The following is a 26,479-nucleotide window of genomic DNA, read 5'->3' as shown; positions in this document are numbered from 1 at the left end:
TGGTGTGATGGGTATGCCGTGGGGGCAGACCGGTATGGACCGGAGCCCGTGTGCAGGCACGCCGAGACGTGCACACACCTGATCAAGTGTAATGCCGCGTAACGCAAGCGGTCAAATGAGCGCCGATCTCGTGCTACGCGCTCAGCGCAGGTCGCGCATCCGCGCTCCCCCTCCGCCGTCCTTGCGCTCATAGGTGACCGCCAGGATCAGCAGGACGGCGCCGATCACGGCGAGCGTGATCCACCACGGCATGGACTCGATACCGCGGCCGATCTGCACCGCGAAGACGAAGACGTTCTCGATCGGCAGCACGATCATGCCGATCACGAACGGCGCGGCGAGGCGCCTCGCGGCCCCGACCAGGATGGCGGCGAGCGCGAGGACCATCACGAGCACGGCGCGCCAGGTCAGCGGGTCGGTGAACGTCGCCACGACGGATGCGCTCATCATCACGACGATCCCCGGCGCAAGCAGCCGCCAGGACCCTCCCCTGCCGGACGGCCAGGCATCCAGCGATCGCTTGCCCGCCCCGGCAGGCGCACGATCGCGCATGCCCCGTGATCCGGCGATCAGGAGGAAGGCGCCGAGCGGGAGCGAGAACCACTCCACCCGCAGATCCCGCGGGCTCCAGGCGACGATCGCCGTCACGAAAGCGAGGGCGAACAGGAGCCATACCGGCGGAAGGACGGTGCGCTCGCTGCGCGTCGCGGCCACGACCATGACCGTGAGAAGCGCGATCGACAACGCCCACATCGCCCAGATCGCTCCCCAATCGCGCTCGATCGCCGGCCAGGTGCTCGCGGCGAGCGCGATCGCCGCCGGTGCGCTCAGCCAACGGGCGGCGCGCGAACCGCCGGACACCGCCGCGGCGCCTCGGATGCCGGATGCGGCCAGTGCCATCGCGGCGGCGGCGAGCACACCCGCAGCCGCGCACAGCGCGAACAGCGAGAGCCCGTGCATTCCGGGAAGGAGCGTGCCGAGGCCGAGGCGGGCGCCGAGGACAGGGCCCGCGAGGGCGGCGAGCATCGCGGCGACGTGCGCCGGAATGCGCTGCCCGCTCGCAGCGCCGCTGCGTGCGCACAGGGCCCCGACGCCGGCGAGCGCCCATGCCCCGGTCAAGAGCGCCAGGGGGCGCCATGGTGCGACATCCCCGGCGTCCGCCTCCGCGATCGCAAGGGCGAGGCTCGGCAGGATGGCCGCTCCCAGGCCCGCGACCCACAGGCCCTCGCCTCGCCCGCCCCTGAGCGTGAGGAGCATGCCGAGAAGGGCGGCACCGATCGCCGGCGGCAGGACGTACGCCTCGACGAGCGTCACCCCGGCGATGCCCCACCCGCACCAGAGCGCACCGGTGAGGGCGGTACCGGCCAGCCACCAGCCGTAGCGGCGCCGGGCCAGCAGTGCTGCCGCCGCCCCGCCCACAGCGAGCACGAGCAGGACGATCGCGGCCGTACCGAGGCCTGCCGCCTCGCGGACGAGTGCGAGGCCGACGGCGATCGCGCCGGTCAGGAGAGCGGATGCCTCGATCGCGATCCGCGCGGCGCGCGCCGTGCCCACACCCCGCCCCGCCCGTCGCAGCCCTCGGACGATCGGCTCCCCGGCACCGAGGACGGCGGAGATCATCACGGCGATGACGGGCAGGACGACCGGCGATCCGCTGGTGGCCAGCAGCTGGGCACCGAGGCAGAGCACCACGACGGATGCAGCAGGCACGAGGAGCGCGGCGGCGGCCACCCGCAGGAGGGCGGTGAGGCCCGGCCTGCTCGTCAACAGCAGTGCGAGGCACAGCGCCCACATGAGACCGGTGGACAGGGCCGTCCATCCGCTCCGTTCCACGATCACCTGGGCGATGCCGAGCATGAACGGCACGCTCGTCACCACGAGGATCGCGTACCAGGAGGCCGGCTGCACCCCGCGCAGGTACGTCGCGACGATCGCGCCGATGAGACCGGCGGACGTCGTGAGACACAGCACCGCGACGGGGCTGAGAGCGGTGAACCCGAGCCCGGCGGCCAGGCAGATCAGAGCGTAGCCGAATCCAGCTCCGACGTGCAGGAAACGCCGGTTCGACGGCACGGAGCGGGCCACGAGGGCGAGCACGATCAGCACGGCGGCGCCGATCGCGGGCGCCGACGCGGCGTCCGACCAGGAGAGCGCCGCCGCCGCCGCGAGGAGGAGATGCATCGCGATGATCAGCGCGATGCGTGCCGGCACGATCGAGACGGGCTCCGCGGTCGCGCCGCCCGCGGGACGACCGCCGACGACGACGTGGAGGACGGCGGTGAGCGCGATCGCGGCAAGGACGATCAGGATGCGCGGCGCGATCGGGAGAACCGGGAGGGACGCGAACGCGAAGACCGCTGCCGCAGCGGCGATCACGGCGACCGCATCCATCGCACTTCTGAGTTTCTGCAGCTCGCCCCTGCCGCTCGCGAGCCGGCCGAACACGGCGAGGACGACGGAGGCACCCAGCAGCGCGACGATGTACGGCCAGGCGACCGTATCGAGGATCCCGGTGAGGGAGGCACCGGTGACGAGATCCCCGAGGACCCGCAGACCGGCGCTCACCGCGTACCCCAGCGGCACGACCAGGAGCAGTGCCGGCAGGACGAGCGCCCCCGATGCGAGCGGGGCGCGACGCACTCCGGGAGGGGTCCGCACGAGCGCGATCGAGCCGAAAGCCGCGACGGAGACAGGGCCGAGGAGGGCCCACCACCACGCCGGGAGAAGCGTCGTCACCTCGACGGCGTGCACGGCGGACACGACGGCGCCCACTGCGGCGCCGCCGGCGAGGAAGCTCCACAGCCGCGGGATCGCGTGTCGGGCCGCCGATGCCGCATGCACGGCGGCGAGTGCGAACACCACGGCGAGACCGGCGAATCCCGACACGGGGCGCGCTTCATCGAGGAACGACGCGAGGGTGAGCACGGGTGCGGTGAGCACCCCCACGAGCTGCACCGCGACCGAGGTCCCCCGCGCGAAGCCGCCGATGCGCGCTGTCCTGCTCGCCAGCGCTCCGGCGAAGAAGGCGGTGCCGAGGTGTCCGATCGCCGCGCCGAGCGTGTCGCCCGCCGCATAGCCGAGCATCGCAGGAACCAGCGACAGACCGAGCAGGCCGCCCCACGACCAGGATCGGATGCGGACGCGCGACCCGCCGACAGCGAGCGCCGCTGCGGCGATGGCCGTCGCGAGCGACGCCAGCAGCCAGGTGTCCTTCACCCCCGCGCCGAGCTGGGCGAACGCCCAGACATCGATGCAGACGAACACGAGACCGAGCGCGCCGATCGCCTCGGCGGAGAACTGCAGGCCGCGGCGCGCGAGCAGCAGGGAGGCGCCGAGGAACAGGAGGGTCACGAGTGCGACGACGCCGCTGCGCAGCGCCCGGTCGGTGAGATCGGGGTTGAGGAAGGTGAAGACGATCGCGGCGATGCCGAAGAGCCCGGCGCCGGCGACGGCGAGCACCGATTGAAGGGAGGTGTTCCCTCCCGTCGCCGCGCGCGCCTCCGCCGGCGCAGGGCGCGGCGCGGCGGGCTGCGGCAGCGGCGCCGCCGTCCTCGGCGGGGCGGCGGCCAGACGGGGAACGCGCTGCAGCAGGGCGTCCCGTGCGCGCAGCATCCGCGCGGCCTCCTCGGATGCCCGCCATACTCCGATCCCCTCGTCTCCGCTGAGGTCGGCGCCGCAGGCGGGGCAGCGTCCCTCGTGCAGGCGTGCGGCAGAGCACGCGGGGCAGATCTCGACATCGAGGAGCCGCCGTGCGACATCCTCCGTCCACGTGGTGATCGAGGTGCTCATCAGGACTCCTCCTCCGTCCAGCGCAGGATGTCGCCCGGCTGGCACTCCAGGACACGGCAGATCGCATCCAGCGTGGTGAACCGGACGGCCTTGGCGCGCCCGTTCTTGAGCACGGCGACGTTGGCGGGGGTGATGCCGATGGCGTCCGCGAACTCCTGGACGCTCATCTTCTTGCGCGCGAGCTGCACGTCGAGATCGATGACGATGGGCATCAGACGACCTCGGAGAGGTCCTGCTCGAGCTGCAGCGCCTTGCGCAGGAGACCCCTCAGCACGGCGACGAGGAGCGCGAGGGCCGCGCCGACGACGATCCCGAGGATGCCGAGCAGCAGGATGCCGGGGTTCACCGCCCTCGCGCTGTAGATCACGATCAGAGCGCCCGCGATGAGGACGGCCGCGGCGATGAGGGTGCCCATGATGATGTCGACGTAGCGGAACGCGCGCGGGCTGAAGATCTCGTCTTCGCGCACGAGCGACAGCAGCCGCCAGATGCACACGAGCACGATCTGGACGAGCACGAGGAACAGCACGGCCCCGATGATGCCGGGAACCCGCAGGAAGGCGAGATCCGGATTGTTGTCGGCGGTGACCGCCGCGACACCGGGGACCATCGCGATCTGGGCGACGACGAGCAGCGCGATCATCACGGCGATGAGGGCCTTGAGCGCGAGAGTGACACGGGGCTGCATTTCACACCTATCGACAAGCGGCTGATATCTATCGAAAAACGATAGACGACGCGCACGCGAGGACCAAGTCGGACGCAGCGACTCCCAGCGAACGTGCGGCTGCCGTCTCCGCAGCGGGTCTTCCGCCGCGGCCGAGAATCAGGGCGCGTCGGGGTCGAAGGGTGCGTCCAGCGACTGCGTGAGCTCCGCCAGCAGAGCCTCGATCTGCGGTTCGACGTACTGGGAGATCGCGGCCTGCACCGCGAGGCGGTGACGCAGCAGGATCCCGCAGATCTCCCGGCCGATCATGTTGGCGTACTCGTCGGCGAGCGAGACCTCCTGGCGCAGCGCCGTCTTCGCCTCGTCGCTCAGCGGAGGAAGCGGCGGCAGCTCCGATGTCGACTCGTCGGCGAGGCCGGCGATCGTGAACAGGAAGGGCGCGCCGGGAACGGGTTCAGGATCCAGCGGCATCCCGTCGTACTCCGGGGCGAGGTCCTCGGCCGGGCGATAGCTGCGGGCCCGGTTGCGCGCGGCCTGCTGGTCGAGCTCGCGCTGCAGCATCGGCAGGTTGCGGGCGGTGTACTCCGCGACGGCCCGATCGACGATCGTCTTGATGCGGGTCGACAGCCCGTGCTGAACGCCGTGCGGCACATTGCCGCCGATCCCGACCGCCGAGAGGATGGGCGAGCCGAGGCATCGTCGACAGGGCGCAACCCTGCCGCGGTGGGTGGCCGGCTCCCAGCGCGGCACCCAGCGCAGCCAGGCCTCGACGGCCTGGTCGACCTGCGTCTCCAGCGAGCGCTCCACCCCTACAGCGTACGGCGCGATGCGGCGCTGATCCCGCTTTGCACGCCGGTCTACTCCTCGTCTTGCTCCCACGGCCATCTCGGATGCCTGGCACGCGTGCGCCGGAGGGCGACTCCCGCCCACGCCGCGACGGCGGCGGACACGACGACGGCGAGACTCGCACCCCCGCGCACGAGCCCGCCCATGACGACCAGGGCGGTGACGGCATCCCCCGCCGCGATCAGCGCACCCGCGCCGACGACGAGCAGGTGGGCGAGCCCCGTCGCCAGCGACGTCGCCCACACCGAGCGGTAGACGGGTCGGGTGATCCGCAGCGCAGCGGCCTGGACCGCAGCGAAGACGCCGATCGCCACGAGCATCCCGACCACGCCGGGCGCCTGACCGAGACCGGGCACGGCGATGATGTCGGCGTCGGTGAGCACCGTGACCAGACCGAGCGCGAAGACCGCCAGAGCGAAGAAGCCCGCTGTCGAGACGACCAGCACCAGGACGACGGAGACCCCCGGCGACTCGCGTCCCCGGGGGTCTTCAGGCGTGGTGTCCGTGGGTCACCTCGGAAGCGTCGGACCGGCCTCGAGCGTGCGCTCGTATTCGCGCTGCGCCTCGGCGTTCAGCTCGGTCTTGCGTGCGCCGCTGCGCGCGACCCAGGCACCGAACCAGATCGTGAGCTCGCGTCCGAGCACGAAGGCGGCGATCGCCAGCGGCGAGTACAGCTGCTCACCGACCAGCTCCGCGCCCTGCGATGCGGTGATGAGCCAGAACGGCGCCTCGAAGAGCTGACCGAGGATGAACCCGAAGTAGGCGATGACACCGACGATGAGGCCGAAGACGACCCAGAGCCCCCAGCGTCCGCGGTTGATGATCGCGCCGAGGAACCAGAAGCCCAGGAAGAAGACGACGACCGGCGTCCAGAATCCCCACGTCGTGAGCGGGGCGAGCGCCGCCTCGCCGAAGTTCTCGCCGCTCACATCGCCCGCGATGGCACCGAGCCCGAGCGTCACGGCGAGGAACAGCACCGCGAAGGCGACCGTCGCGAGGAGGCCGATGAGACCCGCCGTGCCGCGGTTGCCGCGCTCACGAGGCGGCTCGGGAGCCTGGACGAAGATCGGCTGCGGCACGGGCGAGATCGGGCTGACGACGGGCTCGGACGGAACGAGCTGCGTCTCGGCATCGGACGGGGCGTCATAGACGCTCGTCACGGGTGCGGATGCGGCGATGACCTCGGTGGGCTCCTCACGCGGGGTCGAGTCCGCCTGAACGGGCTCCGGCTCGGTGAACACCGGCTCGGATGCGGTGAAGGTACCGGGGTGCGCGCGCTCCATCTCTTCGAAGGCGGCGAGATCGGGGTCGATGGCCGGCTCAGCGGCTGCGGGAGTCTCAGCAGGCACGTCGGAACCGGACTCGGCCGGCGTCTCGACGGCGCCATCGGCAGCCACGGAGTCTGGCGCATCGGCGCTCTCGGCAGGCACGTCTGCGCCGGCCGCGGCGGCGGCGTCGAGTCCGGCCTTGGCGCTGTCGACGACGTCGTTCACGTCGCTCGGCCGCTCGGGCTGTGGAACCTCGGGGTCACTCATGGGGGCGCCTCTCATCGGATGTGTGCAGTGCGAGGGTATCGCCGGCCGCCGCGGCGGGGGCGCAGGCATGCCGAGTTTCGCGAGCTCAGCGCGGCACGGTCAGTTGTCGGAGGCCGTCGCCGATCATCTCGATCAGCACGGGTCCAGCCGGAAAGGCGAGCCACAGCAGACCACCGATGATCGCCGCACTGAAGAGGCCGGCGATCCACGCGATCGCCGCGTTGCGTCCCCCGACTCGAGCCATGCCTCAACGGTACGTCCGGGCGCACCGAGGAGCGGTGAGCAACGCCGCCGGGTCTCCCGCCCACCGGCGAGGGGCCTCGCTCGGCCTCCACCCCATGTCCGGTCACGCTTCAGGTGGGTGGATGCCTCCGAACCCGCCCGTGGCGTTCCTGACCCGCCAGCCGGTCACGCCCGTGGCGGCATCCGCGAGAGCATCCCGCCGGAGATGTGACCGGACACCGGCTCGACGGATGCTCAGCGCGTCGTGCGGCCGCGCAGGCGCCAGAGCAGCCAGAGCCCGGATGCCGGGATGAGCAGCACACCGATGACGAGCGCGCCGCTCCAGACCAGGTCGTACGAGGCAGGAACGAGCGGATTCGACTCCGGCGCGGCGAAGCTCCCCGACTGGTCGACGGCAGTCACGACGGAGAACGACGAGGCGATGAGGATCGAGACGGTGGCGGTCACGAACGGGACGGCGATCGCGACCGCCTTCTCCCAGGTGCGCCAAAGCGGGCTGAGGCTCACGAGCACGGCCCCGACGACCCAGCCGATGAACGGTACGACGATCCCGCCGAAGCTCAGCGTCAGCGCCGCCGCGATCGCGAAGCCCCTGGTCGTCGTCGCAGGGGGCCTCGGCGCCGGCGGCGCGGCGACGGGAGCAGACACCACGACGACGGGCGTGGCCGGTACCTCGTCCTGCGCCTCGCGCGCGATGGCCACCGGGTCGCCGAGCTGCGCGATGCGTGCGGCCGTGGCCGCGGCGTCGAGGCCGGCGAGCTCCTCCTCGATGCCGGAGCGGATCTCGGCCGCGACACCGTGCGGAAGAGCGCTCATCGCCGTGTCGAGGCGTGCCAGGTAGTCCGCACGGAGACGGTCTGCGTCGATGTCGATCATGGTGTTTCCTCTCCCACGATGCCCGTGACGACACGGGCGAAGGGCGTCCAGTGCGCGCGGAACTGCGCGAGCTGCGCGATGCCGGCCTCGGTCAGCCGGTAGTACTTGCGGACGGGTCCGGAAGCGCCCGGCTGGTCGAAGGTGCTGACCCAGCCGTTGTCTCGGAGCCTGCCGAGCAATGGGTACAGCGTGCCGATGCTGGCGATCAGCCCGGCCTGTGTGAGCGCCTCGGCGAGCTGCCAGCCGTACATCGGCTCGCGCGAGAGGAGACCGAGCACGCAGTACTCGACCACTCCCTTGCGCATCTGCGCCCCGACATCCGCTGCCATGCATCACAAGATAGCATGCATCGCACGATAGAGACCAAGGTTCCTCGTCGCTGGGTCATTCGGGTCGGAAGGGGCACAACCTCGACAGGGCACGACCACGTCAGGGCACGACCACGTCAGGGCACGACCGATTCCTTGCGCGACTGCGTCAGCGAGCGCCGGCGTCAGAGCTCACCGCTGTCCGGGCGCGACGACGCCGGGCAGCGACCACACCGCGAACGAAGGACCTTCCGCGACGATGAGCACCGAGCCGTCCTCGGCGAAGGCGAGAGTCGCCGCGCCGTGGAGCTCTTCGGCAGCATCCGCTCCGAGCACCAGATCGGCCGGCAGATCGACATCCGCACCCGCGCTGGTGGCGAGGACCAGCACGGTCTCCTCCGTGGACTCCCGCACGAAGACGATCGTCTCGTCGTCGACGTGCAGCCAGCGCATGCCGCCCGTCGCCAGCACCGGATGCTCCCGGCGCAGCGCGATGAGCGAGCGGTACAGCCTCAGCTGCGCAGCCACGGCGGGCTCGTCCTCACCTCCCCACGGCATCGGCGTCCGGCTGGACTCCCCATCGGCACCTGTGAGACCGAACTCGTCGCCGGCGAAGACCACGGGGACGCCGGGAAGCGTCATCGACAGACCGACGGCGATCGGCATGGTGCCCGACGCGGCGTTGGTCGCGAAGCGGGCGGTGTCATGGGTGTCGAGCGGCTGCATGTTGCCCAGGCGAACGCGCCACGGGATGCCTGCGGTGAACCGCGTCACGGCATCCGCGAAGTCCTTCGCCGTGTACCGAGGGATGCCTCCGATGGGCTGCGTGAAGAACCAGGGCTCGGTGCGCTCGCTGCCGTCCCAGTCGATCCACGGTTCGCCGCTCGGCTCGCTCAGCCATCCCCAAAGCGGCCTCGTGAACGAGGGGTACGTCATGGCGCCGTGCCAGCCGTCTCCCTGCAGATCGCTCGCCGCGTCGTTGGTCGACTCGCCCAGGAGGATGGCATCCGGATTGATCGCGCGCACGGTCGCGGCGAACAGCTGCCGCACCTCGGCGTTCAGGTCGACATCACCGAGACGGCCCGTCATATTGGCGACATCGATGCGCCAGCCGTCGATGCCGTACGGCGGCTTCAGCCATTTCGCGACCACGGAGTTCTCGCCCGTGATGAACCTCTCGCGCAGCAGCTCGCTCGACCAGTCGAACTTCGGCAGCGAGCTGTTGCCCAGCCACGACTCGTATGCGGTGTTCTCTTCGTCGGTGAAGTAGTAGAACTCCGCCTCGACGGCATCCGGGTTGTCCTGCGCGGCACGGAACCACTCATGCCGATCACCGGAGTGGTTGCTGGTGAGGTCGCCGATCACCCTGATTCCGCGCGCATGCGCCTCGGAGATCAGCCGCGCGTACGCCTCGTCGCCACCGAGGAGCGGGTCGATGACGTCGAAGCTCGAGGCGTCGTAGCGGTGGTTGGATGCGGCGGGGAACACCGGTGTGAGGTACAGGAGGTCGACGCCGAGATCGACGAGGTGGTCGAGATGCTCGACGATCCCCGGCAGGTCCCCTCCGTAGAACTGCCCGGACCGACCAGGCACCACGGGGTCGACGGGATCGTCCCAGTGCGCGGGGATGGCCCAGTCCGGTCTCGGGTGCTCGTCGGCTTGCGCGGAGCGGGCGAACCGGTCGGGGAACACCTGATACATCACGCTGCCGAACAGCCACTGCGGCGGCGCCGGGTGCGCGACGAGGGCGAAGTCGTCGTCGTCGCGCGTCTCGATGCGGCTGATTCCCGCCTGGTTCAGCCATTCGACCGCGCCGTCCGCGTGGACGAGGACGAAACGATAGCCGTGCCGGGGGTTGCGCACCGTGACGGGCGCCTCCCACCAGTCCCAGCCGCCCGCCGAACCGATCCGGACGGCATCGGTCCACTCGGGCTCGTGATCGGGGTTCGAGCGGGTGCGCACCGCGTTCAGCGGGCCGTAGCCATCCGGCACGCGCAGCCGCACATGGACGGTCTCTCCCAAGGACGGCGCCAGGTTCGAGACGTGCAGCAGCGAGCCGTCGTGGTGGGGCAGGAACATCGCCATCTCTTCACCGTTCTTCTGCGGGGATGCCCAGGGTAGCGCCCGCGTGTGACACGCGGGTTTCCGGCATCCTCAGCCCTTGGTGGCGCCGGCGGTCAGCCCGCCGACGATGTACTTCTGCAGGAAGAGGAACAGGATCATGACGGGGATGGCCGCCATCACCGCACCGGCCGAGAACGCAGACCAGTCCGCGTACCGCGGGTTGGCGACGAGCTTGGTCAGACCGACCACGAGCGTCTGCTGCTCTGGGTCGATGAGGATGACGCTCGCGATCACGTACTCGTTGACCGTGCCGATGAAGCTCAGCAGCCCCACCACGGCCAGGATCGGTGCGACCAGGCGGAGAATGATCGTGAAGAAGATCCGCGCGTGGCCTGCGCCGTCGATGCGCGCCGCCTCGTCCAGCTCCTTCGGGATCGTGTTGAAGAACCCGTACATGAGGTAGGTGTTCACGCCGAGAGCGCCGCCCAGGTATACGAGGATCAGCCCGGTGTGGGTGTTGAGCCCGATCGCGGGGAACCAGTCGCCGAGCGTCGACATCAGCAGGAAGATTGCGACCACGGCGAGCAGCTGCGGGAACATCTGCACGACGACGATCGTGACAAGGCCCACGCGGCGGCCGGCGAAGCGCATCCGCGAGAAGGCGTACGCCGCGCAGGCGCCGATGAACACCGTGACGAAACCGGTCACCGTGGCGATCAGCAGCGTGTTCAGGAACCACAGCCCATAGGGGTTCTGCGGGTCGCTGAGGATGCGCACATAGCTGTCGATCCCGATCGCGGAGAACAGCTGGTTGGAGCCGGTGAGCGTGCCGTTCGGGTTCAGCGAGGCCGACAGCACGTACAGCAGCGGGAACAGCGCGAAGGCGCTGACGACGATCGCGACGACGTGGCGCCAGCCGGTGTCGGCGAACCAGGCGCCGAAGGAGCGGCGACGAGGGGTGAGGATGTCCGCGGTCATGTCAGTTCAGCTCCTCGAGCGCCTTGGTCTTGCGGAAGCTGATGATCGAGATCGTCGCCACCACGATGAAGATCAGGATGGTGAAGGCCGAGGCCAGGCCGTAGTCGCGGTTCTGGCCGGTGAAGGCCACCTTGTAGACCATCGAGATGAGGATGTCGGTGTGTCCGACCGGGATCGACACGTCGCTGAAGCGCGGCCCGCCGTTGGTGAGCATGTAGATCAGGTTGAAGTTGTTGAAGTTGAACGCGAAGGACGAGATCAGAAGCGGCGCGACGGTCACGAGCAGCAGCGGCAGCTTGATGCGCCGGAAGATCTGCCAGGCGTTCGCGCCGTCCATCACGGCCGCCTCGTTGACATCCTCGGGTATGCCCTGCAGGGCGCCCATGCAGACGAGGAACATGTACGGGAAGCCGAGCCAGAGGTTCACGATGAGGATCGAGACCTTCGCGAGCGTCGGGTCGGTCAGCCAGGGGATCTCGGCCCCGCCGAAGATCACCTGGTTGATGAAGCCGAACGATTCGTTCATCATGCCGGCCCAGACGAGGGCCGAGAGGAACGCCGGGAACGCGTAGGGCAGGATCAGGATGATCCGGTAGCCGTTGCGGAAGCGCATCTTGGTGTTGTTGAACACGAGCGCGAGGAGGAGGCCGAGGAAGAACGTCGAGGCCACCGAGATGATCGCGAAGACGAACGTCCAGATCGTGACCGAGATGAGCGGCCCGCGGATCGAGGCATCCGTCACGGCGCGGACGAAGTTGTCGAAGCCGACCGTGATCTGCCAGCCGGGCAGCAGTTCGGTGCCGTCGTCGGCGGTGAAGGCGCCGGTCCCGATGTCGGAGTAGACGGTCCCGGAGGCGGTGTCGATGATCGCATCGGATGCCTCGTCGTACTCGAGGCTGGAGATGTAGAGGTATCCGCTCTGCCCATCAGGAGTGCGGATGCTGCCGTCGTTGGGGTCGTCGCTGTAGGCGACGGAGAGGTCCTCGAGCTCGTTCGAGCGCGAGAGCACCTGGGCGAAGCTGAGCGTGGTCCAGCCGTCGACGGCGACGGCCTTACCGCCCTCGACGGTGGCGTCCACCTCGGTGAGCGGCTGCTCGTTGGTGCCGACCGACGCCTCACCGGTGTCGGGATCGGTGACGAGGAGGCCGAGCGTGCCGAACTGCTCGACGACGGTGACGGGGTAGGTGGGCGAGTCCTCCACGCGCTCCTGCGCGGAGGCGAGCAGCGAGGAGATCGCCTGGTCCTTGGTGCCGTTGTGCCCGGTGCCGTAGTTGGTGAAGCCGATGTACCCGGTGTAGACGAGCGTGAACACCTGGAAGACGACGAGGAAGATGATCCCCGGCGTGAGGTACTTCGCCGGGATGCGCTTGCGCGAGAAGTAGATCCAGTTGACGAGGACCGTCACGGCCACGACGAGGCCGAGCACCAGCCATTCCTGGTGCGTGAAGAGCACGAACGCGGCGTACAGCGCGACGGCGTCGACGACCGCGAGCAGGACGATCTTCAGCAGCAGCCAGACGATGTTGCCGGATGCTGCTTCGGCGATCTTTGCGGCCTGGCGCTGGCGCTTGGTGGGAGGAGCCGTCGGCTCAGCGGTGTCTGTCATCTCTACCCCGTCGTGATGCCGCCGGGGCGGGCGCCGCGCGCCCACCCCGGCGGATTCGCTGTCTGTCGTTACTGGATCGCCGCGGTGACGTCGTCGACGAGCTTCTGCCACGTCGTCTGCGGGTCTTCACCGTTGATGATCGCGGCCTCCGCCACGCCCCAGAACTGCCACACCGAGCCCATGGCGGGGATCGCGGGCATCGGCACCGCGTCGGCACCGACGGCCTGGAACCCGGCGATGATCGGGTCGGATGCCGCGGAGTCGGCCGCCGCGGTGAGGGCGGGGAGGATGTTCCCTGCCTCGAACAGGGAGAGCTGGACCTCTTCGGTGCCGATGTAGTTGACGAGGAAGTCGTTGGCGGCGACCTTGTTCTCGGACTCAGAGCTGACGAAGAAGCCCTTCACGCCGGCGAACGGCGAGGCGGCCTCGCCGGTCGGGCTCGGGATCGGGTCGATGGCGACGTCGATGCCGGCATCCACTGCCGCACCGACGTTCCAGGGGCCGGTCAGCCAGAAGGCGGCGGTGCCGTCGAGGAACTGCTGCTTGGCGATCTCGCCGTCGATGTCGGTGTTCAGCGTGCCCGCTGCGCCCTGCGCGGCGAGCCAGTCGGCGAACGCGAAGCCGCCGTCGCTGCCGAGCTGCAGGTCGGTGGCGTCGTAGCTGCCCGACTCGTCGGTGCCGAACACAGGGGCGCCGAACGCGGTCTGGAAGGGGTAGAGGTGGTAGGGGTTGCCCTCGGCGCCCTGCTCGACGACGAACGTGCCCTTGGCGAGCATGTCGTCCCAGCTTGTGGCGGCGTCGGGGACGAGCTCCGCGTTGCGGAGCACCGCGATGTTCTCGACCGCGTAGGGGAGCATGTAGACGGTGCCGTCGTAGGTGGCCGCCTGAAGGGCGACGGGGAGGTAGCCCTCGGCGGAGTCGCCGAGTTCGAGCGGTGCGACGACGCCGTTGGTGGAGAGCTCGCCGAGCCAGTCGTGGGCGCCCATCACGATGTCGGGTCCCTTGCCCGTGGGGACCTGCTGGATGAAGTCGTCCTTCATATCGTCCACGGACTTGCCGACGAGCTCGACGGCGACGCCGGTCTTCTCCTCGTAGGAGTCCGCGGCTCCCTGCAGCGCGTCGACGCGCTCGGCGTCGACCCAGACCGTCAGCGTCCCGGTGCCCTCGCCCTCGGCGGGCGTCTCGCTCTCGGATCCCGTGGAGCAGCCGGCGAGCGTCAGGGTGGAAACGATGGCGATGGCGCCTGCGGCGACGATGCCCCTCTTGTTCACCTTCATTGGTGTGTGCCTCTCTGAGTGCGGTGACCTGCAGGACTGCAAGCGCTTACAGTATGCATCGAGACAGGCCCTTCTTGCAACGGGCATCCGGGAGACCTCCGGCGCTTTGGCACGCGAAGGTGCGCGTCCGCCGCTTGGAAGCGTTTCCATGAATCACGGATCGTCGCCGAGCTCTATGCGCCAGGCGTCGCGGCGCGCGCGACCGCGCGGTGATTCCTCGCCGCTCCTCCAGCACGGTCGGATGCCGCTCGGTACACTGCTCTGTATGGCTGACAGCTCTTTTGACATCGTCTCGAAGGTCGACCACCAGGAGGCGGAGAACGCCCTGAACCAGGCCCGCAAGGAGATCGAGCAGCGCTACGACTTCAAGGGCACGGACGCGTCGATCGCATGGAGCGGCGAGCAGGTCCTCATCAAGGCCAACTCCGAGGAGCGCGCCAAGGCGGTGCTCGACGTCTTCCAGTCGAAGCTCATCAAGCGCGGCATCTCGTTGAAGAGCCTGGACTCGGGCGAGCCTTTCGCCAGCGGCAAGGAGTACCGCATCGTCTCGAGCCTGAAAGACGGCATCTCCTCGGAGAACGCGAAGAAGATCGGCAAGATCATCCGCGACGAGGGCCCCAAGGGCGTGAAGAGCCAGATCCAGGGCGACGAGCTGCGCGTGCAGTCCAAGAGCCGCGACGATCTGCAGGCCGTCATCGCGCTCCTGAAGGGCAGCGACCTCGACGTCGATCTGCAGTTCGTCAACTACCGCTGAGGCCTGCGCGCCCGCTCGCTTCAGCGCGGAGCGGAGTCGTCAGATCAGGACACCCGCAGGGCATCCCCCGCTGCGGCGAGCGCATCGGCGTCTAGCGCGAAGTAAGCCCACTTCCCCCTCTGTTCCCTGGTGAGAAGCCCCGCCTCTACGAGAAGACGCATGTGGTGGGACACGGTGCCCTGCGTGAGACCGACCGGCTCGATGAGATCGCAGATGCACATCTCGCCGGACTCCGCGCCTGCGACCAGCGAGAGCAGGCGGACCCGGGTGGGATCGCCGAGCGCCTTGAACACGCGCGCGGCACGTTCTGCATCCTCGACGGAGAGCGAGGTCGTGACCCGCGGAACGCAGCACGAGGTCTGCGCCGTCATCGAAGAGGTTTCCATCCCTCCACTCTAACGTATTGACATTCTTCAATGCATGCCCCACGCTCATCATATTGAGAATCATCAATTTGAGGAGTGCTGATGCAAGAGCTGCCTGTCATCGTCATCGGAGCCGGCCCGCAGGGCCTCGCGGCCGCCGCGCACTTGACCGAGCACGGCATCGACGCACTTGTGCTCGAACGGGGCGCCTCCGCAGGTGCCGCCGTCTCTGACTGGGGGCACGTCCGACTCTTCTCGGCCTGGCCAGAGCTGACCGACGCCGCGGCAAGACGCCTCCTCACCGCATCAGGCTGGTCGTCGCCGACGAGCGGGTACCCCACCGGACAGGAGTGGATCGACACCTACCTCGCTCCCCTCGCGACCGCACTCGGCGAACGCGTGAGATTTGGCGTCACCGTGACGGGTATCACTCGCCGAGGACGCGACAAGGTCATGGACGACGACCGCGCCGCCCAGCCGTTCGTCGTCCGCACACTCGAGAGCGACGGCGTGGAACGCTCCGTGCTCGCCCGCGCCGTGATCGACGCCAGCGGCACCTGGAGCACACCCAATCCTGCGGGCGGCGATGGCCTCCCCGCGATCGGCGAGGCCGTGGCGGCAGAGCGGAATCTCATCACCTATAGGATCCCCGCCGACCCTGCGGCGGATGCTGGACGCACCGTCGTCGTCCTCGGCGCAGGACATTCCGCCATCCAGTCGGTCCTGCAGCTCATCGGGATCGCCGAGCGCGATCCGAGGACGCGAGTGATCTGGGCACTTCGCCGCACCGACACCGGCAACACCTTCGGCGGCGGACAGAACGACGCCCTTCCCGAGCGCGCCGCCCTCGGCACACGGGCGAGGAAGGCCGTCCACGACGGCCTGGTCGAGATCGTGACCGGGTTCAGGGTCTCCGCATTCGAGCAGCGCGGAGCGGCACTGGATGTGCGCTCCGACGACGGGCGAGTGCTGACCGGAGTCGGGCACGTCTACGCTCTCACCGGCTTCCGCCCCGACACGAGCATCCTGCGCGAAATGCGCATCGATCTCGACGAGGCGCTGGACGCGGTCGCCGGCATCGCGTCGGAGATCGATCCGAACATCCACTCCTGCGGCACGGTCGCCGCCACCGGCGCGGCGCAGCTCGTCCAGCCGGAGCAAGGACTGTTCATCGTCGGAGCCAAGTCGTACGGACGCGCGCCGACCTTCCTCGCCCTGACCGGGTTCGAGCAGGTTCGCAGCGTGGTCGCCCATCTCGCCGGCGACGCCGAGGCGGCAGCGCGCAATGAGCTGACGCTGCCCGCGACCGGGGTCTGCGGCGGCATTGGAGCCTCGGAAGGCGACGCGGGATGCTGCACACCGACGCTTCTCTCGATCGGCCGACGCCCCGTCGGCGCCTCGTGATCTTACCGCCTTCCGATCTGCATAGATGTATGTCAATATAGACGCGCATCTATGCAATCGACATCGAGATGGATGAGATGACCGCCCCCACGACGACCTCGGCACCACGCACACGCCTGCCCGTTCTCGACCGGTGGCTCCCGCTGTGGATCGGGCTCTCGATGATCGCCGGCATCCTGCTCGGCCGGCTCTTCCCGCCACTGTCGGGCATCCTCTCGGCGATGGAGATCGGCGGACTTTCGATCCCGATCGCGATCGGGCTGCTCGTGATGATGTATCCCGTGCTGGCCAAGGTGCGGTACGACCGCATCGCCTCCGTCGCCGGGGACCGTCGGCTGCTGATCTCCTCGCTGCTGCTCAACTGGCTCGTCGGCCCCGCCCTGATGTTCGCCCTGGCGTGGATATTCCTGCCCGACCTCCCCGAATACCGCACCGGCTTGATCCTCGTGGGCCTCGCACGGTGCATCGCCATGGTCGTCATCTGGAACGACCTCGCCTGCGGCGATCGCGAGGCCGCCGCCGTGCTCGTGGCGATCAACTCCTTCTTCCAGGTGGTGGCCTTCGCGCTCCTCGGCTGGTTCTACCTGACCGTGCTGCCCTCATGGCTCGGTCTCGACACGCAGGGCCTGGACATCTCGATCGGCGAGATCGCCCTCAATGTGCTGATCTTCCTCGGCATCCCGCTTCTCGCCGGGTTCGCATCGCGGTTCCTGGGTGAGCGCGCACGCGGGCGCGAGTGGTACGAGCAGCGATTCCTCCCCCGCATCGGCCCGTGGGCGCTCTACGGGCTGCTCTTCACGATCGTCCTGCTGTTCGCTCTGCAGGGCGAACAGGTCCTCTCCCACCCCGGAGACGTCGCACGCATCGCGCTGCCGTTGCTGTTGTACTTCGCCGTGATGTGGTTCGTCGGGCTGCTGACCGGCAAGGCACTCGGCCTCGGCTACGCGCGTTCGTCCACACTGGCGTTCACCGCGGCAGGCAACAACTTCGAGCTCGCCATCGCAGTCGCCATCGGAGCCTTCGGGGCGTCCTCCGGTCAGGCGCTCGCCGGCGCCGTCGGCCCGCTCATCGAGGTCCCCGTCCTCGTCGGCCTCGTGTACGTGTCGCTCTGGGCAGCGCGTGCATGGTTCGGCACCGACCCCCGCACAGGTGAGAGGACGTCCGCATGAGGGCGGCAACGCACGAGATCGGCGACCACGCCGCCGATCGTTCCATCGGAGAGGATGCCGCCGCATCCGTCTCCGCCGTGCTCAAGGCGCTCGCCGATCCGTTGCGGCTGCGGATGCTCTCCGCGATCGCCTCGGATCCGCGAGGCGAGTCCTGCGTGGACGACCTCGCCGAGCTCGCCGAGGTCTCGCAGCCCACGATCTCGCACCACCTGAAAGTCCTCAAGGGCGTCGGACTCCTGGCCTCGGAACGACGCGGCACCTGGGTGTGGTACCGCATCGACCGCCGCCGGCGCACCGCCGTCACGACCCTCCTCGACGCCTTCGCGCCGGAGGCCGCGCTTCCTGCTGCCGCCGAGCCGACATCGCGGCCCTTCGCCGATCGCGACGCGGACATCACCGCTCTGTCGGGCAGGCTCGCCGATGAGCATCCTCAAGCGGATGCCGGAGCGGTGCTGAATCTCGTGCGGGAGTCGTACACAGCGCTCATCCGCACCGCGTCGGACAGCGCCGCGGTGCTGCGGACCACCGAGCGCTTCGCCCGTCAGCGCCTCGCCGATCTCACCCGCGACCGCAACGGCGCGCCGCAGGTGCTGTTCGTGTGCGTCGCGAATGCCGGTCGATCGCAGCTCGCCGCCGCACTGGTGAACCTGCTGTCGGACGGAGCCATCACGGCGCGGTCTGCGGGATCGGCCCCCGCCGCGTCCGTGCATCCCCACGTGCGATCGATGCTCGAAGGGATCGAGGGGTCCGCCGCCGCCGACCGCTTCCCGAAGCCCCTCACCGATGACGCGGTCCGCGCCGCCGATGTCGTGATCACCATGGGATGCGGTGACGTCTGCCCGATCCTGCCTGGCGTGCGCTACGACGACTGGCCGGTCGGTGATCCTGCGCTGGCCTCGCTCGAGGGCACCGCTGCGATCACCGCGGACATCACCGCACGCGTGCGCGTTCTGATCGCCGAGCTGCTGAACCCCGCAACCGAGGAGTCGCCGTGACCGATACCCGCGCACCGTCCGTCCTGTTCGTCTGCGTGCACAACGCCGGCCGCTCGCAGATGGCGGCCGGGTTCCTGCGCGCCCTGGCCGGCGATCGCATCGAGGTGCGCTCGGCCGGGTCCGTCCCCGCCGAGCAGATCAATCCCGTTGCGGTGGAGGCGATGCGCGAGATCGGCATCGACATCGCCGGAGAGCAGCCCAAGGTCCTCACCACGGAGGCCGTGCAGGCATCGGATGCGGTCATCACGATGGGATGCGGGGACGCATGCCCGTTCTACCCGGGAAAGCGCTACGAGGACTGGAAGCTCGACGATCCGGCCGGCCAGGCCATCGCCGCCGTCCGACCGATCCGCGACGAGATCCGATCGCGGGTCGAGCGCCTCATTGCGGAGCTGATCTGACGCCGGATCGCATTCCGGAATATCGTCGTGGATCGCGGAGACTAGTCCGAACGATGTCGCTGCTCCGTGGGGGAGCAGTGATCCGATGGGGATCGGAACGGGGTTGCGTGATCCGTGCGAACACCCGTCGTCGCCTGTGGCCGGCGCGTGGCTCCCACCACCGCCGGCCACATTCTCCAAAGGGATTGGCATCCGATCGCTGTTCGTGATGTAGTTGCTCTCCGGGGAGTACCGAGGGGACTCGGGACTGAAGTTATTTGGGGGCAGTACCATGGGGGACTCACGAACCATAGGCCGGACCAAGCAACTGCTGGCTGAAGAGGTTTTCCGTCATCTGGGGATGGCGATCGTGAACGGCGATCTCGCTCCGCACGAGCGGATCAAGGACGCGGAGATCGCCGCGGATCTGCATGTCTCGCGCATGCCGATCCGAGAGGCGCTGCAACGCCTCGAGCGCATCGGACTGGTCCGGATGTACCCGAGCCGGTACACCGAGGTCACCGAGGTCACCGAGCAGATCGAGACGGATTCCCGCGTCTTCGCGGGGTACCAGTCCGGATTCGTCGCCAAGCTCGCGTGCGAGCGGATGACGGATGCCGAGGCGGCAGAGATCGACGAGCTCATGGTCGAGCTCATCGACAGCGTGGGCGATCCGACCGAAAGCTCGCTCGCCCGCGACGCGCTGTTCACCCGGCTCTCCGAGATCTCCGGGAATTCTCTGCAGCACCAGCTGATGGATGAGGCGAGCCTCGCCCTCGCGCGGAACCTGCAAGGAATGTTCAAGGACGAGAACGATCGCGCACGCGCGCAGGCGCTCTACGCACAATTGCGTCAGGCGCTGCACGCGCGGGACGCGGATGCCGCCGAGCGCATCACCCGTGAGATGCACGGCGTCGGCTGACGGCATTCCAACCGCCCACCCATGCGCCGAGGCGCCGGTAGGCATCGGCGCGCGCCGACCGTTCCGAGAGGAAGACGTCGTGGAGCGCCCCATCGATGCGCTCCACCGTGACCGAGGAACCGAGCTTCAGCGAGCGGGAGGCGACTTCGTCGACGACGAGCACGCTGTCCGCACGGGTGAGCTCCGACGACCAGCGCGTCGGCACAGCGGATCGCGCCGACAGCAGCACGCACACCGGCGCCTGGATCGAGAGCCCTGCGGCGACCGCGGCATGCCCACGGAGGATCGCGTGGAGCCAGCCGGCGTGCACCGGCATCGCCTGCATCGGGCGCCACGCCGTGTTCACCTCGACGGGATCGTCCGCGTCCGCGACCTCCGCCTGCGCCCGCGCATAGAAGCCGAGGTCCACCTGCGGCACGGCATCCTTCGGCCACCAGCGCGCCCCCAGTTCGACCACAGGAGCGATCGCCGACCGGACGGCCCCGAGCTGGAACTCCAGCCATGGCGCGTTGAGGATCACGGCATCCGCCGCCCCTGGATTGCGCTCGGCCCACAGGCTCAGCACCAGGCCGCCGGTGGAATGCCCGAAGAGCACCAGGCGACGTCCAGGGTCCCGTGACATCGCTGAGAGCGCCGCGGCGATGTCCTCGTCGTAGTCGGCGAGATCGGTGATGTAGCCCGGCGTCTGGCCCTCCCGCAGGCTCCGACCGTACTTGCGCAGATCCAACGCGAAGAACCGCGCGCCCCTCGCGGTCCAGAACCGCGCGAGGCGCTTCTGGAAGAAGTAGTCGGACCAGCCGTGCACATAGAGAACGTCCACGTCGTGCAATCCACCGGTCGACACCTGCCCGAAGCGCCACCACGGCAACGGCTTCGGCAGAGCCCGCACGAGCGTGGCGACGACCTCGCCCTCGGCATCGGGCTCCAGCGGCAGCGTGAGCTGCTCGAACTCGTCGCCGAGGACATCCGGGGCCCAGTCGGTCATGGCGCCAGACTATCCCCCGCTCCCCGGACATGCGCTCCGGGGAGCGCAGAGATGCCGGATCACTCCCCGCGGGAGATGCGCACCATCTCGTCCCGGGGGACGACCTTGACGCGAGCGCGCTCCTGCGGCTGGCCGAGCGCGATCTCGTGCTGGTCCAGGCGGTGCCAGCCGTCGAGATCGGTCCACTGCACGCCGCGAGCGGCGAGCAGCGCGGGGATCGCCTCTTCGGAGGGATCCTCGGGGCGCCACCAGGAACCCTGATCGTTGACGAGGTGCTGGATCGTCTCCATGGCGTCGGACTTCGTGTGCCCGATGAGCCCGACCGGTCCGCGCTTGATCCATCCCGTGGCGTAGACGCCGGGCACGCGCTCGTTGGAGTCCTTCGCGAGCACCTGTCCCTCGTGGTTCGGGATCACGCCGTGCTTCTTGTCGAACGGGACGTCCTTCAGCGGCGAGCCGAAGTAGCCGATGGCGCGGTAGAGCTGCCCGATCGGCACCTCACGGATCTCACCGGTGCCGACGACCCCACCCTGACCGTCGGGCTGGGTGCGCTCGTAGACGAAGGCGACCGCACGCCCGGAATCGTCCTTGCGGACCTCGACGGGCTTCGCCCAGAAGTGCAGGTGCAGCCGGCGCGACGCGGACCCTCCGGCGTTGTTCACACCGGGCCTGGTGCGCCACTCCTGCAGGATGCGATCGATGACCTTGACCTGCTTGTTGCTGGCGATGGCATCCTTCGCCGCCTGGTCGTAGTCGAAGTCCTCGTCGTAGACGACCATGTCGACATCCCGCAGCTCGCCGAGCTCACGCAGCTCGAGCGGGGTGAACTTCACCTGCGCCGGACCACGACGTCCGAAGACGTGCACATCGGTGATGGCGGATGCTTCGAGACCCTCGTGCACGTTCGCGGGGATCTCGGTCGGGAGCAGGTCCTCGGCGTGCTTCGCGAGGATGCGGGCGACATCGAGCGCGACGTTGCCGTTGCCGAGCACCGCCACCGAGGAGGCATCCAGCGTCCACTCGCGCGGGAAGTCGGGGTGGCCGTCGAACCAGCTGACGAAATCCGCCGCGCCGAACGACCCCTCCGCGTCGATGCCGGGGATGTCCAGGCTCGTGTCGCGGATGGCGCCGGTGGCGAAGATCACGGCGTTATAGTGCTTCTTGAGGTCGTCGAGGGTGATGTCCTCGCCGAAGGTCACGTTGCCGAAGATGCGGATGTCACCGCGGTCGAGCACGTCCCGGAGGGCGTTGATCACTCCCTTGATGCGCGGATGATCCGGCGCGACGCCGTAGCGGACGAGCCCGTAGGGCGCGGGCAGCTGCTCGAACAGGTCGATCGACACGTCGAAGGCGCGCTCGGTCTTGAGCAGGATGTCGGCGGCGTAGATGCCGGCCGGGCCTGCCCCGACGATGGCCAGCCTGAGCTTGGTCATGGTGGTTCCTTTCGGACGCGCGTCCGCGAGCCGCTGGGGCGATCAGCTGCTGCGGTCGGCGAGGGTTTCGGCGAAGCGGGTCAGCGCTTCGCGCACGGTGCCCTTCGGCAGGGCCGCGAGCAGGGCGATGGCGTCGCGGGTCCAGGTGCGGGCGAGTTCGAGGGTCTCCTGCGTCACGGCGTGGTCGCGCAGCTCGTCGAGCGCGGCATCGAGCACGGCGGGGTCCGCGCCATCGGCGATGCGGGCGACGCCGTCGTCGATGCGGGCGGCGAGCGCCTGCGCCTCGGCATCCGTCCGCGCCTTCAGCAGCAGATACGGCATGGTCGGAACACCAGCGCGCAGATCAGTGCCAGGCACCTTGCCGGTGTCCTCCGGCTTGGCAGAGAGATCGATGACATCGTCGATGAGCTGGAACGCGACACCGACCTTCTCGCCGTACAGGCGCAGCGGCTCCTCGTACTCGGCAGGCGCATGGGAGAACACCGCACCCGCCTGCGTCGCGGCCGCGATGAGCGAGCCGGTCTTGTCGGCGAGCACCTGCAGGTAGAACTCGATCGGATCGTCACCCGGCTGAGCGCCGACCGTCTCGTGGAGCTGACCGAGGACGAGACGCTCGAAAGTGTCGGCCTGGAGCTTGATCGCGCGGTCGCCGTACTTCGCCATGAGCTGGCTCGCCCGGGAGAAGAGGATGTCGCCGGTGAGGATGGCGACGCTGTTGCCCCAGACGGCGTGCGCCGAGGGCACTCCGCGACGGCGATCCGCATCGTCCATGACGTCGTCGTGGTACAGCGAGCCCAGGTGCGTCATCTCGAGCGCCTTGGCGATGTCGATGACGGCGGGGATGTTCCCCTCGCCGAGCTGCGCGGTCAGCAGCGTGAGGACGGGGCGCACCCGCTTGCCGCCCGCCTCGAGCAGATAGCGACTGGCGGCATCCGCCACGGAGTCGGCGACCCTCAGGTCGACGGCGAGCCCTTCTTCGACGAGCTCGAGGCCGTCTTCGATCTGCTTCGCGACACGACGAGCGGCGGGGCCGATGAAGACGCGGTCGCTGAAGCCGAGTCGGCTCGCCAGGCGCGAACCCGGGGCTGCGGGGCTCGAAGTCACGTCTGCCAGCCTACCCGTAACCGGCTATGCGCCAGGCGCGTCGGACGCCGCGGCCGGCTTGACCGCACGGTGCAGCGCGACGATGCCCAGGCTGAGGTCGCGATGCGCGACGTTCGTCCAGCCGGCATCCCTGATCCATCCGGCGAGCGCGCGCTGGTCCGGCCAGTCCTTGATGGACTCGTTGAGGTAGTCGTACGCCTCGGCGTTGGTTCCTGCCAGCCGTGCGACCTTCGGCAGGATCTGCGCGTTGTAGAACCGGTAGAGGCCACGGAAGAGCGGGTTCGGCGGGGTGGAGAACTCGTTGATCACGAGGCGCCCGCCCGGCTTGGTCACCCGGAGGAGCTCACGCAGCGCCTTCTTGGGATCCTGGACGTTGCGGAGGCCGTACGACATCGTCACCGCGTCGAACGCGTCATCCGCGAACGGGAGGTCGGTGGCGTCCGCCTCGACGAAGGAGAGATTCGGCAGGTGACCGTGCCTGCGCCGGCCCTCGGCGAGCATCCCCGGCGAGAAGTCGGCGGCGACGACGTCCGCTCCGCTCTCGGCGAGGGACGCAGAGGAGGATGCCGTGCCTGCGGCGAGATCGAGGATGCGCTCCCCCGGCTTCGGAGCGACCGCACGGGTGGTCGCCCGGCGCCAGAACGCGTCGTTGCCGAACGTCATGACGACGTTGGTGCGGTCGTAGCCCGCGGCAACCTGGTCGAACATGCCGCTCACGCGCGCGGGATCCTTGCCGAGGTCGGCGCGATTGGGCTCAGTCACCCTTCGAGTCTAGGCGCGGAGGCTGGACGGTTCGTCAGCGCTCGAGACCCAGAGCGACGAGGCGGTCGAGCCAGGTGTCAGCCGTGGCGTCGTCGAAAGGTGCGGTCTCGGCTCTGACCCGGCTCTGGAGATCGAGGGTCAGCGCCTCCAGGTGCCTCATGACGTCCGCCGGGTATCCGAAGCGGGCGCTGTGCTCGGCCCATTCGTCCCGGTCGTCGACGTAGGTGCCCTGCTCGTCGGTGCGGCGGATCACGTCGAGGTCCATGTCGATGCCCGTCACGAGCAGGGTCTCGCTCCAGCGCACGTCCCAGGCGAGATCGATGTAGACGCGGAGGTTCCGCGGGTGGTTCCGGTTCACGGTGAGCACGTGATCTCCGGCTGGGGGGATCAGCGAGACGTTCGGCCCCTCCGCGTCGAACTGTGCACCCGGCCTCGCACTCGACCAGCCCGTCGGCTGACCGATCCAGTCGCCCCACTCGTCCCATCCGAGGTAGACGCACTCATGCCGCCAGTGCGGCGACCCGTCCCACTTGCGCCACTGCATGATCATCTCGGTTCCGGATGCGGGGCGGGATTCGCTCATCCCGCAACCTTATGCGCCCGCACCCTTCGACAGGCTCAGGGAGCTTCCCGCTCGCTGAGCCTGTCGAAGCGGGCACACCGCTCGCTGAGCCTGTCGAAGCGGGCACCGCTCGCCGAGCCCGTCGAAGCGGACGCTCCCCGCGACGGCGGAGAACTATCCTGGAGGGGTGAGCAGCAGGCTGGTCGTGCAGACCCGTGAGATCGATCCGGTCGAAGACCCCCTGGCCTCTGCGGATCCCTCCTTCCCGCTCGCATGGCTCCGTCGCGGCGACGGGATCGTCGCCCTCGGCGCCGAAGTCGTCGCCGAGATCCGCGTGCCGGCGCGCACGGGTCGGGTCCGCGCCGCAGTGGTCGCCGATGCCTGGCGGGATCTGACGACGGATGCCGTGATCGATGACCCGATCGGCCTGCCGGGCACGGGGCTGGTCGCCCTCGGTGCGCTGACCTTCGACGAGGACTCCACCGCGGACAGCATCCTGCGCGTGCCCGCCGCGCTGATCGGCCGCCACCAGGGCCGCACCTGGCTCACCCTCGTCCACCGCGACGGCGAGGAGCCACCGTCCTCGGAGCCGGCGGAGCGCGGCTACGGACCGCACTGGGCGGGCACGGTCGGCCCCGGCGCGCAGTCCCCGGAGCGCTACCAGGCGTCCGTCGCCACCGCCGTCGGACGCATCAGGGCGGGCGAGCTCAGCAAGGTGGTGCTGGCACGGGACCTGGCCGGAACGGTCCCTGCGGGATCCGACCTGCGGCGACTGGTGCGCGCTCTGTCGACCGGCTACCCCGACACATGGACCTTCGCCGTCGACGGCCTCATCGGCGCGAGCCCCGAGACACTCGTGACCGTGCAGGACGGGACCGTGACCGCCCGCGTCCTGGCCGGCACCATCGGCCGCGGTGCCGATCCGGACGCCGACGTCGCCGCATCGGCATCCCTGGCCTCCAGCACGAAGGACCTCGACGAGCACCAGTACGCCGTGCAGAGCGTGCTGTCGGCGCTGCGCCCGCACACGAGAGCCCTGGCAGCGAGCGAACAGCCGTTCCTCCTCAAGCTCCCCAACCTCTTCCATCTCGCCACCGATGTGGAGGGCGAGTTGAGCACCGGGGAGTCCGCGCTCGACCTCGTCGGCGCGCTGCATCCGACTGCCGCCGTCGCAGGGACGCCGACGGATGCCGCCCTCGCGGCCATCCGCGAACTGGAGCCCTTCGACCGCGGCCGCTACGCCGGTCCGGTGGGCTGGGTGGATGCCGCGGGCAACGGCGAGTGGGCGATCGCCCTTCGCTGCGCGCAGTTCTCGCAGGGAGCCGCCGACGACGCGATCACGGTGACGGCGTATGCAGGAGCGGGCATCGTCGCGGGCTCCGACCCCGAGACGGAGCTCCTGGAGACCAGGGTGAAGTTCCGACCGCTGGTCGACGCGCTGGCCTGAGCGGATCG

At 69.3% G+C, this 26,479-nt stretch carries 26 protein-coding genes; 7 read left to right on the top strand and 19 right to left on the bottom strand.

All coding sequences use genetic code 11. The annotated features are described in order from the left end of the window. Positions 1-141: 141 nt before the first annotated feature. The 13 genes from ACWGJP_RS09010 to ACWGJP_RS08950 all read right to left on the bottom strand — a co-directional run bounded on the left by ACWGJP_RS09010 (position 142) and on the right by ACWGJP_RS08950 (position 14,189). Positions 142-3,789, bottom strand: coding sequence for an SCO7613 C-terminal domain-containing membrane protein (locus tag ACWGJP_RS09010; RefSeq protein WP_452329421.1), 3,648 nt, complete (start codon positions 3,787-3,789; stop codon positions 142-144). After that, complete coding sequence (locus tag ACWGJP_RS09005; RefSeq protein WP_452329420.1) at positions 3,789-4,001, bottom strand: helix-turn-helix domain-containing protein; 213 nt, start codon at positions 3,999-4,001, stop codon at positions 3,789-3,791. Before ACWGJP_RS09005 ends, ACWGJP_RS09010 begins: the two co-directional genes overlap by 1 nt. Then, positions 4,001-4,477 (bottom strand): DUF2975 domain-containing protein, encoded by a 477-nt coding sequence (locus ACWGJP_RS09000; RefSeq protein WP_452329419.1) that lies wholly within the window; start codon positions 4,475-4,477, stop codon positions 4,001-4,003. The genes ACWGJP_RS09005 and ACWGJP_RS09000 overlap by 1 nt, the downstream gene beginning before the upstream one ends. 138 nt (positions 4,478-4,615) lie before the next feature. Further along, the gene (locus ACWGJP_RS08995; RefSeq protein ID WP_452329418.1) at positions 4,616-5,263 is read right to left on the bottom strand and encodes a spermidine/putrescine ABC transporter substrate-binding protein; all 648 of its coding nucleotides are present in this window, start codon (positions 5,261-5,263) and stop codon (positions 4,616-4,618) included. Between the two features lie 50 nt (positions 5,264-5,313). Further along, positions 5,314-5,748: a hypothetical protein gene (locus ACWGJP_RS08990; protein WP_452329417.1), complete on the bottom strand. Its 435-nt coding sequence runs from the start codon at positions 5,746-5,748 to the stop codon at positions 5,314-5,316. A gap of 63 nt (positions 5,749-5,811) precedes the next feature. Then, entirely contained in the window at positions 5,812-6,837 is a 1,026-nt protein-coding gene (locus tag ACWGJP_RS08985; protein ID WP_452329416.1) for an ABC transporter, read from the bottom strand. 85 nt (positions 6,838-6,922) lie between these two features. After that, complete coding sequence (locus ACWGJP_RS08980) at positions 6,923-7,081, bottom strand: hypothetical protein (protein ID WP_452329415.1); 159 nt, start codon at positions 7,079-7,081, stop codon at positions 6,923-6,925. Positions 7,082-7,314: 233 nt separating this feature from the next. Then, complete coding sequence (locus ACWGJP_RS08975) at positions 7,315-7,956, bottom strand: HAAS signaling domain-containing protein (RefSeq protein ID WP_452329414.1); 642 nt, start codon at positions 7,954-7,956, stop codon at positions 7,315-7,317. Beyond that, positions 7,953-8,285, bottom strand: a complete 333-nt coding sequence (locus ACWGJP_RS08970) for a PadR family transcriptional regulator (protein WP_452329413.1) — start codon at positions 8,283-8,285, stop codon at positions 7,953-7,955. The genes ACWGJP_RS08975 and ACWGJP_RS08970 overlap by 4 nt, the downstream gene beginning before the upstream one ends. Positions 8,286-8,456: 171 nt before the next feature. Beyond that, a complete protein-coding gene (locus ACWGJP_RS08965; protein WP_452329412.1) occupies positions 8,457-10,349 on the bottom strand; it encodes a glycoside hydrolase family 13 protein in 1,893 nt (630 codons plus the stop codon). A gap of 69 nt (positions 10,350-10,418) precedes the next feature. After that, complete coding sequence (locus ACWGJP_RS08960; protein WP_452329411.1) at positions 10,419-11,306, bottom strand: sugar ABC transporter permease; 888 nt, start codon at positions 11,304-11,306, stop codon at positions 10,419-10,421. 1 nt (position 11,307) lies between these two features. Then, positions 11,308-12,912, bottom strand: a complete 1,605-nt coding sequence (locus ACWGJP_RS08955) for an ABC transporter permease subunit (RefSeq protein WP_452329410.1) — start codon at positions 12,910-12,912, stop codon at positions 11,308-11,310. 68 nt (positions 12,913-12,980) lie between these two features. Continuing rightward, complete coding sequence (locus ACWGJP_RS08950) at positions 12,981-14,189, bottom strand: sugar ABC transporter substrate-binding protein (protein WP_452329409.1); 1,209 nt, start codon at positions 14,187-14,189, stop codon at positions 12,981-12,983. A 265-nt stretch (positions 14,190-14,454) separates the two neighbouring features. On the opposite strand from ACWGJP_RS08950, the gene ACWGJP_RS08945 reads away from it, so the two are divergent. Then, the gene (locus tag ACWGJP_RS08945; protein WP_452329408.1) at positions 14,455-14,943 is read left to right on the top strand and encodes a YajQ family cyclic di-GMP-binding protein; all 489 of its coding nucleotides are present in this window, start codon (positions 14,455-14,457) and stop codon (positions 14,941-14,943) included. 44 nt (positions 14,944-14,987) lie between these two features. On the opposite strand, the gene ACWGJP_RS08940 is transcribed toward ACWGJP_RS08945, so the two are convergent. Next, positions 14,988-15,329, bottom strand: coding sequence for an ArsR/SmtB family transcription factor (locus ACWGJP_RS08940; protein ID WP_452329407.1), 342 nt, complete (start codon positions 15,327-15,329; stop codon positions 14,988-14,990). An 81-nt stretch (positions 15,330-15,410) separates the two neighbouring features. On the opposite strand from ACWGJP_RS08940, the gene ACWGJP_RS08935 reads away from it, so the two are divergent. The 5 genes from ACWGJP_RS08935 (at position 15,411) to ACWGJP_RS08915 (ending at position 20,178) form a co-directional block, all read left to right on the top strand. Next, positions 15,411-16,712: an NAD(P)-binding domain-containing protein gene (locus ACWGJP_RS08935; RefSeq protein ID WP_452329406.1), complete on the top strand. Its 1,302-nt coding sequence runs from the start codon at positions 15,411-15,413 to the stop codon at positions 16,710-16,712. Positions 16,713-16,789: 77 nt separating this feature from the next. Beyond that, positions 16,790-17,881 carry an ACR3 family arsenite efflux transporter gene (gene arsB / locus ACWGJP_RS08930; RefSeq protein ID WP_452329405.1) on the top strand — a complete coding sequence of 364 codons (1,092 nt, stop codon included), beginning with the start codon at positions 16,790-16,792 and terminating at the stop codon, positions 17,879-17,881. Further along, entirely contained in the window at positions 17,878-18,876 is a 999-nt protein-coding gene (locus ACWGJP_RS08925) for a metalloregulator ArsR/SmtB family transcription factor (protein ID WP_452329404.1), read from the top strand. The genes arsB and ACWGJP_RS08925 overlap by 4 nt, the downstream gene beginning before the upstream one ends. Next, positions 18,873-19,277 (top strand): arsenate reductase ArsC, encoded by a 405-nt coding sequence (locus ACWGJP_RS08920; protein ID WP_452329403.1) that lies wholly within the window; start codon positions 18,873-18,875, stop codon positions 19,275-19,277. Before ACWGJP_RS08925 ends, ACWGJP_RS08920 begins: the two co-directional genes overlap by 4 nt. A gap of 340 nt (positions 19,278-19,617) precedes the next feature. Beyond that, entirely contained in the window at positions 19,618-20,178 is a 561-nt protein-coding gene (locus tag ACWGJP_RS08915; protein ID WP_452329402.1) for a GntR family transcriptional regulator, read from the top strand. Here the strand turns inward: ACWGJP_RS08915 and ACWGJP_RS08910 are convergent. From ACWGJP_RS08910 to ACWGJP_RS08890, 5 genes are read right to left on the bottom strand one after another with little or no spacing between them, the layout of a single operon-like run. Continuing rightward, a complete protein-coding gene (locus ACWGJP_RS08910) occupies positions 20,150-21,163 on the bottom strand; it encodes an alpha/beta hydrolase (protein ID WP_452329401.1) in 1,014 nt (337 codons plus the stop codon). The genes ACWGJP_RS08915 and ACWGJP_RS08910 overlap by 29 nt on opposite strands. Positions 21,164-21,222: 59 nt before the next feature. Continuing rightward, positions 21,223-22,596, bottom strand: a complete 1,374-nt coding sequence (locus ACWGJP_RS08905; protein ID WP_452329400.1) for an FAD-dependent oxidoreductase — start codon at positions 22,594-22,596, stop codon at positions 21,223-21,225. 42 nt (positions 22,597-22,638) lie between these two features. Beyond that, on the bottom strand, positions 22,639-23,700 hold the full coding sequence (locus ACWGJP_RS08900) for a polyprenyl synthetase family protein (RefSeq protein WP_452329399.1): 1,062 nt from the start codon (positions 23,698-23,700) through the stop codon (positions 22,639-22,641). 24 nt (positions 23,701-23,724) lie between these two features. After that, on the bottom strand, positions 23,725-24,462 hold the full coding sequence (ubiE, locus tag ACWGJP_RS08895) for a bifunctional demethylmenaquinone methyltransferase/2-methoxy-6-polyprenyl-1,4-benzoquinol methylase UbiE (protein WP_452329398.1): 738 nt from the start codon (positions 24,460-24,462) through the stop codon (positions 23,725-23,727). Positions 24,463-24,496: 34 nt separating this feature from the next. Continuing rightward, complete coding sequence (locus ACWGJP_RS08890) at positions 24,497-25,045, bottom strand: DUF402 domain-containing protein (protein WP_452329397.1); 549 nt, start codon at positions 25,043-25,045, stop codon at positions 24,497-24,499. A gap of 166 nt (positions 25,046-25,211) precedes the next feature. Between ACWGJP_RS08890 and ACWGJP_RS08885 the strand changes: the two genes are divergently transcribed. After that, positions 25,212-26,471, top strand: coding sequence for an isochorismate synthase (locus tag ACWGJP_RS08885; RefSeq protein ID WP_452329396.1), 1,260 nt, complete (start codon positions 25,212-25,214; stop codon positions 26,469-26,471). Positions 26,472-26,479 lie beyond the last annotated feature (8 nt).

It is taken from the genome of Microbacterium sp. NPDC055903, from assembly GCF_053615555.1.
This window is presented reverse-complemented; position numbering and strand designations above follow the sequence as displayed.

Bases quoted from the DNA above. Each gene is read 5' to 3' on its own strand.
- ACWGJP_RS08985 (WP_452329416.1), bottom strand. From the start codon at position 6,837: ATGAGTGACCCCGAGGTTCCACAGCCCGAGCGGCCGAGCGACGTGAAC.
- ACWGJP_RS08980 (WP_452329415.1), bottom strand. From the start codon at position 7,081: ATGGCTCGAGTCGGGGGACGCAACGCGGCGATCGCGTGGATCGCCGGC.
- ACWGJP_RS09000 (WP_452329419.1), bottom strand. From the start codon at position 4,477: ATGCAGCCCCGTGTCACTCTCGCGCTCAAGGCCCTCATCGCCGTGATG.
- ACWGJP_RS08975 (WP_452329414.1), bottom strand. From the start codon at position 7,956: ATGATCGACATCGACGCAGACCGTCTCCGTGCGGACTACCTGGCACGC.
- ACWGJP_RS08965 (WP_452329412.1), bottom strand. From the start codon at position 10,349: ATGGCGATGTTCCTGCCCCACCACGACGGCTCGCTGCTGCACGTCTCG.
- ACWGJP_RS08955 (WP_452329410.1), bottom strand. From the start codon at position 12,912: ATGACAGACACCGCTGAGCCGACGGCTCCTCCCACCAAGCGCCAGCGC.
- ACWGJP_RS08925 (WP_452329404.1), top strand. From the start codon at position 17,878: ATGAGGGCGGCAACGCACGAGATCGGCGACCACGCCGCCGATCGTTCC.
- ACWGJP_RS08940 (WP_452329407.1), bottom strand. From the start codon at position 15,329: ATGGAAACCTCTTCGATGACGGCGCAGACCTCGTGCTGCGTTCCGCGG.
- ACWGJP_RS08935 (WP_452329406.1), top strand. From the start codon at position 15,411: ATGCAAGAGCTGCCTGTCATCGTCATCGGAGCCGGCCCGCAGGGCCTC.
- ACWGJP_RS08945 (WP_452329408.1), top strand. From the start codon at position 14,455: ATGGCTGACAGCTCTTTTGACATCGTCTCGAAGGTCGACCACCAGGAG.
- ACWGJP_RS08915 (WP_452329402.1), top strand. From the start codon at position 19,618: ATGGCGATCGTGAACGGCGATCTCGCTCCGCACGAGCGGATCAAGGAC.
- ACWGJP_RS09010 (WP_452329421.1), bottom strand. From the start codon at position 3,789: ATGAGCACCTCGATCACCACGTGGACGGAGGATGTCGCACGGCGGCTC.
- ACWGJP_RS08910 (WP_452329401.1), bottom strand. From the start codon at position 21,163: ATGACCGACTGGGCCCCGGATGTCCTCGGCGACGAGTTCGAGCAGCTC.
- ACWGJP_RS08905 (WP_452329400.1), bottom strand. From the start codon at position 22,596: ATGACCAAGCTCAGGCTGGCCATCGTCGGGGCAGGCCCGGCCGGCATC.
- ACWGJP_RS08890 (WP_452329397.1), bottom strand. From the start codon at position 25,045: ATGAGCGAATCCCGCCCCGCATCCGGAACCGAGATGATCATGCAGTGG.
- arsB (WP_452329405.1), top strand. From the start codon at position 16,790: ATGACCGCCCCCACGACGACCTCGGCACCACGCACACGCCTGCCCGTT.
- ACWGJP_RS08970 (WP_452329413.1), bottom strand. From the start codon at position 8,285: ATGGCAGCGGATGTCGGGGCGCAGATGCGCAAGGGAGTGGTCGAGTAC.
- ACWGJP_RS08950 (WP_452329409.1), bottom strand. From the start codon at position 14,189: ATGAAGGTGAACAAGAGGGGCATCGTCGCCGCAGGCGCCATCGCCATC.
- ACWGJP_RS09005 (WP_452329420.1), bottom strand. From the start codon at position 4,001: ATGCCCATCGTCATCGATCTCGACGTGCAGCTCGCGCGCAAGAAGATG.
- ACWGJP_RS08960 (WP_452329411.1), bottom strand. From the start codon at position 11,306: ATGACCGCGGACATCCTCACCCCTCGTCGCCGCTCCTTCGGCGCCTGG.